The organism is Candidatus Poribacteria bacterium (genome assembly GCA_021295755.1).
GTDB lineage: Bacteria > Poribacteria > WGA-4E > WGA-4E > PCPOR2b > PCPOR2b.
This window is the reverse complement of record JAGWBT010000151.1, coordinates 1-7,013: the sequence shown is the minus strand read 5'-3', so window position 1 is coordinate 7,013 and position 7,013 is coordinate 1. Positions and strand designations below refer to the sequence as shown.

Annotated in this window: 9 protein-coding genes; 5 read left to right on the top strand and 4 right to left on the bottom strand. The window is 49.7% G+C overall.

Translation table 11 applies throughout. From position 1 onward, the window contains the following. Together J4G02_19095 and J4G02_19090 are read right to left on the bottom strand one after the other, a co-directional pair. Positions 1-218: hypothetical protein (locus tag J4G02_19095; GenBank protein MCE2396644.1), on the bottom strand; the 218-nt coding region annotated here is incomplete at its 3' end. Between the two features lie 23 nt (positions 219-241). Then, entirely contained in the window at positions 242-1,717 is a 1,476-nt protein-coding gene (locus J4G02_19090) for a M81 family metallopeptidase (protein MCE2396643.1), read from the bottom strand. A 248-nt stretch (positions 1,718-1,965) separates the two neighbouring features. Here J4G02_19090 and J4G02_19085 point away from each other — a divergent pair, with 248 nt between their 5' ends. The 5 genes from J4G02_19085 (at position 1,966) to J4G02_19065 (ending at position 6,055) form a co-directional block, all read left to right on the top strand. Then, a complete protein-coding gene (locus J4G02_19085; GenBank protein ID MCE2396642.1) occupies positions 1,966-2,565 on the top strand; it encodes an RNA polymerase sigma factor in 600 nt (199 codons plus the stop codon). Continuing rightward, the gene (locus tag J4G02_19080; GenBank protein MCE2396641.1) at positions 2,552-3,115 is read left to right on the top strand and encodes a zf-HC2 domain-containing protein; all 564 of its coding nucleotides are present in this window, start codon (positions 2,552-2,554) and stop codon (positions 3,113-3,115) included. The genes J4G02_19085 and J4G02_19080 overlap by 14 nt, the downstream gene beginning before the upstream one ends. A gap of 154 nt (positions 3,116-3,269) precedes the next feature. Beyond that, on the top strand, positions 3,270-4,238 hold the full coding sequence (locus J4G02_19075) for a hypothetical protein (GenBank protein ID MCE2396640.1): 969 nt from the start codon (positions 3,270-3,272) through the stop codon (positions 4,236-4,238). 296 nt (positions 4,239-4,534) lie between these two features. Beyond that, positions 4,535-4,921 carry a cupin domain-containing protein gene (locus J4G02_19070; protein ID MCE2396639.1) on the top strand — a complete coding sequence of 129 codons (387 nt, stop codon included), beginning with the start codon at positions 4,535-4,537 and terminating at the stop codon, positions 4,919-4,921. 240 nt (positions 4,922-5,161) lie between these two features. Then, positions 5,162-6,055 (top strand): NAD(P)-dependent oxidoreductase, encoded by an 894-nt coding sequence (locus J4G02_19065; protein ID MCE2396638.1) that lies wholly within the window; start codon positions 5,162-5,164, stop codon positions 6,053-6,055. 47 nt (positions 6,056-6,102) lie between these two features. On the opposite strand, the gene J4G02_19060 is transcribed toward J4G02_19065, so the two are convergent. Continuing rightward, positions 6,103-6,681 carry a hypothetical protein gene (locus tag J4G02_19060; GenBank protein ID MCE2396637.1) on the bottom strand — a complete coding sequence of 193 codons (579 nt, stop codon included), beginning with the start codon at positions 6,679-6,681 and terminating at the stop codon, positions 6,103-6,105. After that, the coding region (locus J4G02_19055) for a PD40 domain-containing protein (protein MCE2396636.1) at positions 6,638-7,013 on the bottom strand (376 nt) is incomplete at its 5' end. The genes J4G02_19055 and J4G02_19060, both read right to left, overlap by 44 nt.

Sequence of the window (7,013 nt, the reverse complement as noted above, 5' to 3'; positions counted from 1 at the left end):
CCGCGAACGACCCCCAAGTTGCTGTCCCCGACCCATCGGGGGTAGCCCGGCGCGCCCGGAACCTGTTCTGCACCTTCGTAGTTGCCGCGATCTGTTCCGATTTTTAGGGCGGAGATCTCGGTCTCGATCCAAATGTCTTTCGGCTTCAGGTTGTCTGTATCAAGGGGGTGTTCCTCCATGCGAAGATCTCGCGGACCGTATAGAATTGGAATTTTCATAGGCTCTCCTCAAGAGTCGAGTGTTAGCTATTATCAAAGGGATATAATTTGCGACCAAGTCGTTTGAAGGTCAGATCGCTCAGTGTATGGATGCTAGGCTCATACACAACATGGATCGCCCCCGCCCATGACTCAAACCCTGCGCGAAAGTGCGCGGAAGATTTGACCCCGATATAGCGCATCTGGCGCGGCTCTAATCCAAGTGTGCGCGAAAAAGCGGTGTCAAAGGGTTGCTCCCGTTGTGTGACTAGCAGGACGTGAATACCTCCCTGCTTAATATGCGCGGATGGTCCCATGGTGCTGCTTAAACCGGCGAGCATCGGTCCATCGTAACGGAAACTACCATCCGATAGTGCAATCACCTCTGCCGTCATGCGGATAGGTTGCCCCTGTTCAGGGGTTGATTTGGCACCAACATCTAGAGTCAACGTCGCTCCCACACCAGCGCAATGGCACTGCGCAATTGCCTCCGGATCAACGATATAAAGTATGCAGGCGTCCTGAAGTCCTGCTTCTATGAAGCACTGCAACATACCAGTGCTATCGCCCGGAGAGCCGCCGCCGGTGTTATCGTTTCGATCCGCAAAAATCACCGGGAAATTCCCTCCCGCTTCTGCCATCTGTAATGCTTCACGCGTTGTCAGCGAGGGACCATGCCACGTTTCACGTCGCTCAAAGATCCATTCCCCCAACTGATCGGCATAGGTTTGAGCTAAGGCTTGATCATTATCGGTCACAATGTAAACCGATGCCCCCATATTCGGCACATCAGCCAGATAGTAGCAGGTTGCAATCGAGCCACAAATGACACCGGCTTGAGTTTCTATACGATGCAGCTCCTCAATCGCTTCCCGCATCGGCGGGTGCGCCGTGACTTGGTGTATCCCCCAGATCATCGGGATTTGATGCAGCGCCATCGTTGGGCGTTTACCATCATTCACCATAGACATCAACACATCGGCACATTCACGACTACGTTCCGCCATATCGATCTCCGGATAGGTCTCTCGCCCGATTAACACATCTGCAGCGTCAACCATCTGTGGAGAAACGTTGGAATGAATATCCAATTGTGCAAGGATAGGAATCTCTGGGCCAACCACCTGACGAACCGCCGCTAGTATATGCCCTTCAGGATCGTCAATACCATCTGGTGCCTCAAGGTCTCCGACCACCATCGAACCGTGCAACCCAAGCAGCACCCCGTCTATTGAACCGGCTTCAGCAATTCCGTTTAATATCTCCTCCAAAATGGCATCGAAGATATTCCGAGGAGTTGGTCCGCTGGGGTGCGCCTCAGCGAAAACGGTCGGAATTAGTTCAAACCCATGAGTTCCCGCACCATCAATAAATCCGCCAATTGGGGTGTTAGTGCGCCGGAATGTATTTAATATCTCTTCGCCCCGCAGGTAGAACCGTTCCTTGTAACTCTGCCAATCTGTTTCGACTGTGGTGAAAGTGCTGGTTTCGTGGGCGATCCCACCGGTAACAACTCTCATGGCTGTCTCTCCTCTAATTCTCACATTTTATAATTCGGCGTAGCACGGGACAACGCTGGATTTCGTGGTTGGAAACGAACACGCAGCTATCTTACCAATTTATCGACCGCTGGTCAACAAAAATCACTGAGCGAAACTTCTAGCAAGGCAACGGTGTTTATAAAACTGTTGATCCATTGCGATTCTGATGTTATAATCTTCCATCGGCGTTTCAAGATTTCTACTCCTGAAAAAAAGGAAAATGCGTTTTGCGTACCTCCGACGAAGAATTGATGATGAAGTGTCGAAACGGTGACATGAGTGCTTTTGAGCTAATCGTGATGCGCTATAAAGACCTCATCACAAATTTCATCTATCGAACTATAGGCGACTATCACCGAGCTGAAGACTTGGCGCAGGAGACATTTCTGCGCGTTTTCAGAAGTGCGAACCGTTACGAACCCAAGTGTCAATTCAAAAATTGGCTGTATCTCATCGCAACAAATTTATGCCGTAACGAAATTCGAGATCGGAAGCGACGGAATACCGCTTATCTCGACGATCTTGTCCCTGACAGTGAGGCTGTCAGCTATTTTGAGCTTATGCAGGATGTTAGCCAACTGCCTGACGAAGTCTACGAAAAAAAGGAACGACAAATCATCATTCAACAGACAATTGATCGCTTACCTGAAAACCAGCGGTTGGCACTGCTTCTCGTGAGCTATCAAAATCTGAGGTATGATGAAATCGCAGAGGTTCTTGAATGCTCCGTTAGTGCCGTGAAATCACTTATCCATCGCGCCCGTCAGAATATGAAAACACTCCTCATAGAAGTTGGAATTGGAGAGAGTTCCCATGCTAAAGTGTGAAAATGTTCAACCACAGTTATCCGCTTATGTAGACCGTGAGCTGCCCTTGTGGACAATTCAACTGATTCAGTGGCACCTCAAACGGTGTCCAAGTTGTGCACACGAGACAATGCGCCTCCGGCAAACAAATAAGATCCTTCAACAGCTTGAGCCGGTAAAAACGTCCGACAATTTCCTGCCGAACCTTATGCGTCAAGCTGCAGCAATCACTGTAATTGAAAAGGAGCGAATCTCTGTTTTTCGTCGTATTTTACGGCGGTTAGAAGCGTCGTTCGCATGGCTGCTTTACAGCCTTCGAACGCGGGTGCGACCCTATGCCGTTGTAACTTCATTGGCAGTGATCGCAACAGTTGTGAGTATCACACTGTATCAACCACAACTTACACTTCTATCGAACGGTACGGTAACACTGGCTCAGGCGCCAACGGATAAACAGGCCGTGCTTGTAAAATTTGAGATTGTGCCGATCAATCAATTCCCTAAACCACACCTATCTTCTAATCGGCGCATGCCATCTGTCACGCCGGTTGATCGCCATCAAACAAGATAACACAAGCGTCACAAAGTAGTAGGCATACTCCGTATGCCGTAATCCTTATGCCAATTACGCATCCCGTTTCACGCATCACGTCCGTAAAGATGCTGGAACAACAGATAGCAACTTGAGTTAAAAATGGAAGTATGTCCCGGAAGAGGGGACGAGGATGCCCAAAGCGCTTTGTATCGGTGAGTTACTCATCGATTTTGTTTCCACAACAGTTGACGTCACGCTTGTAGAAGCACCGGGATTCGCCAAAGCAGCGGGCGGCGCAACTGCAAACGTTGCCGTTGGTTTGGCAAAACTTGGTGTGGATTCAGGGTTTATCGGTAAAATTGGCGACGAACCGTTCGGTGATTTTCTGCGACAGACGCTTGAACAGAACCGCGTTGATACCGCTCATCTCATCTCAGAGGCGGATCGCCGGACAACGTTAGCGTTTGTTGCCACCCGCTCAGACGGCGCGAAGGACATCCTCTTTTATCGCAATCCGGGGGCAGATATACTACTCAGACCTGACGAAATTGATGCAGCGTATGTTCAATCTGCGGACCTGTTTCACTACGGTTCGTGCAGTTTAAGTCATCGACCCGCCCGCGATGCCACGATGCAAGCGATTCAGTATGCGAAGAAGGCTAGCGCATTCATATCCTACGATCCAAATCTGCGTCTGATGATGTGGGATGCACCAGAGGAGGCTAAACACTGGATCTGGGAGGTCATGCCATATGCGAATGTCGTCAAAGCGGCAGACGAGGAGTGGGAGTTTATCACAGATACCCCCAAACTGGAGGAGGGAAGTGAGCGTATCTTGGAGACCGGCGTAGAGCTAGTCATCGTGACGCTAGGCGAGCACGGCTGTTATTATAATAACGGCTCGCATCAAGGCTATGTGGACGGATTCAAGGTTGAAGTGGTAGATCCACTCGGGGCAGGGGATGGATTCGTCGCAGCGATGCTGACACAAATAATGGATTCCGGTGGAGGTGTGGGAAAACTGCCTGAACTCGACGATAATCGACTCCAAGAGATAATGAGATACGCCAACGCAGCGGGAGCATTAACAACACAAAAAGTCGGTGTCATCCCTGCTTTACCAACAGCATCAGAAATTGAGACGTTTCTCAATCTTTAACTTATTTAAGGATTACGCACTTCAAATTGTAGTTGCCCGATTTATCGGGCATCAAGGGGGATGTTCAGACCCACCCGCATATCGTAGGCGGGGCATCTTGCCCCGCATTGGTGATGAAGCATTGAACTACAACACCTCATCGTTCAACAGCGTAAATCCTATCATTAATTCATAGGGTATACTCTCATAAAATCCCCATCAAAACTGTTTTCACGTTTCACGTCAATCCATAGTTCCAAACTAGTACCATCGAAAGGTATTCGACATTACCATCTTATACAAAAAGGAGTTACAACATGAGTAAAAAAACAACCGGAGCGTTTGCTTCGCACATAAAGGATGCTAATTGGGAAGAAGGTTTACGCCCCTACTTCCTCTACCGAGATCTGGGGATCAACACTGCCACCGACGGCAAGGTATTGGCACACGTCATCCGCGTCAATCAACCTTGCGACGGTCCCATGGGCTACCACTCTCACGCCCTCGACTTTCAGATGAATTACCTGCTTAAGGGTTGGGCGTTACTTGACTTTGAGGACATCGGCGAAATCCGCGTTGAGGCTGGCGATGCTTGGTATCAACCCCCCGGAATCAAACACGAGGTGTTGGAGTATTCCGACGACTTTGAGGTCATTGAAATCACCATGCCCGCCGAGTTCCCCACACAGGACGAATCGCGTTAAATATCATTGACACATTCAAGATACCTTATATAAAAGAATTGTGCCAGCGTAGGGGCAAGATTTCCCCGCCCCAATTCGGGCTTGGGCGAGTTGTAGGGGCAACCCTTGTGGTTGCCCGTCTTTAGTCTTTTTAGTTTCCTGCTTACATGAACTTCAAGATAGCGCAATGTATAAATCAGACCAATTCAATGAACCAATGAACTAATTAACTAGTGACCTAAATACCTTGGAAGGATTGATATGAATGTTGGTTTCATCGGTTTGGGTAATATGGGCAATCCGATGGCAGCAAATCTCCTCAAAGCCCAATATAGCTTAACAGTCCACGACGTCCGTCGCGAGATGGGTCAGCCCCTTGAAGCTGCCGGCGCAACGTGGGGGACAAGCCCACAGAACGTAGCAGCCCAATCGGACGTGGTACTTACATCGCTGCCGGGTCCCAAAGAGGTCGAGGCAGTTGTTCTAGATGAGGACGGTGTTTTCGCAGGTCTGAACAAAGGGTGCGCTTATATAGATCTGAGCACCAATTCACCCTCAACCCTGCAGAAAATCGCCGAAATCGGTGCGTCAAGAGGATTCCACGTCCTCGATGCGCCGATTAGCGGCGGTGTATTTGGCGCGAGGGACGGGACACTCACTATATTTGTGGGCGGTGAGAAGGGAGATTTTGAACGGTTTCAACCGCTGTTTCAGAGCATCGGTGACCATATCGCTTACATGGGACAGGTAGGCAGTGGACACGTGACCAAGTTGGTAAATAACTTTATCATGTTCATTAATTTCGCCGGCGTCTGCGAGGGGATGGCGATGGGTGCCAAGGCGGGCATCCACCCACAAGCACTGCTTGATGTGATTAAGACCAGCACAGGCGATAGCATGTACCTGCGCCGAACAATCGATTTACTCTTGGCTGGCGAGGATGTGAACTCCGCTGCGGACTTGGCTGTTAAAGACGTGCACTTGGCGGTCGAACTTGGCAGGGAACTCGACATACCGATAGAACTCGGTCCGCTGGTCGAAGATATTTTCAGCCGGTTCTGCGATCAAGGGCGTGGGCAGGAGGACCAGCTAGAAATCATGCGAGATTTCATGCAGCGGTCGGGAGTGGATGTGCCGGAAAGAAAATCATCGTAGTTTCACTGAAAGCGCAGTTGCGATTCTCAGGTATACACCTTTTGCCCTCACTTTTCGGAATCTATAACCTGCCCTTTGATTGCTCCCCAAGATGTCGATAGCTTTCCCGCAGGTTCCACTGCAAGCGCAGGGTCGTGCCAGAAGACAAACCTGCTTCGACCATCGTCGGTCAAACGCTGAACTTCTTGGGTGTCGACATTCATTACGAGGACATCGGAACGGCCGCCTACGCCCCCCGGACCAACAATATGCTTATTGTCCGGCAACCATTGTCCCCAGCCCAGACTCGCCTCATTATTAAGACGAACCAGATTTCTGCCTAACGCATCACCGAGGAATAATCCCTGCATTCCCCTTTCCTCTATCGACCCGTGCACAATAGTCCTTTTCCCATTTGGAGACCAATGAATTATGTCGGCAAAGAATCGGTGATTCATCTCTTTTGCCTTCGCGTTGGGATCCGCGTCAACCCAATGCAGTTTTGCACCCCATTTAAGGACGGTAAAGCCGATGCGCTTGCTGTTTGGAAACCAAAAGGGAAAGTACATGTTTGCTTCTATATCGGCGGCAATTTGAAAGGAGTTAAGTCCTTGAGCAGGGACGCAAATCCGGATGATAGGCTTCATAAACAATCCATTTCCCATCTGGCGACCATTCCGCATTCGTATTGACCGGACGCGGCGGATCGGCAAGAAGTTTCCGCAAGCCGCTGCCGTCCAAATTTATCACCATCAATTCACCTTTACGCCAAGGTGGCAGTGTGAACAGAATTTGCTTTCCATCTGGGGAAAGTTTAGGATTATCCATCGGAACGGGCGATTCGAGGAACAACTCCTTGTTTGCCCCATTGATATCCATCCGCCAAAGATTTCGCTCCCACTTTCCGGTCGGCATGTAGTAAATCTTCAATTTTGCATACACTAGAGGGCTCACCGCAAAAATCAATAGACAAAACCAA

Excerpts from the sequence above, each read along its gene's own strand:
- J4G02_19090 (MCE2396643.1), bottom strand. The coding sequence starts at position 1,717 with ATGAGAGTTGTTACCGGTGGGATCGCCCACGAAACCAGCACTTTCACC.
- J4G02_19080 (MCE2396641.1), top strand. The coding sequence starts at position 2,552 with ATGCTAAAGTGTGAAAATGTTCAACCACAGTTATCCGCTTATGTAGAC.
- J4G02_19075 (MCE2396640.1), top strand. The coding sequence starts at position 3,270 with ATGCCCAAAGCGCTTTGTATCGGTGAGTTACTCATCGATTTTGTTTCC.
- J4G02_19070 (MCE2396639.1), top strand. The coding sequence starts at position 4,535 with ATGAGTAAAAAAACAACCGGAGCGTTTGCTTCGCACATAAAGGATGCT.
- J4G02_19065 (MCE2396638.1), top strand. The coding sequence starts at position 5,162 with ATGAATGTTGGTTTCATCGGTTTGGGTAATATGGGCAATCCGATGGCA.
- J4G02_19060 (MCE2396637.1), bottom strand. The coding sequence starts at position 6,681 with ATGAAGCCTATCATCCGGATTTGCGTCCCTGCTCAAGGACTTAACTCC.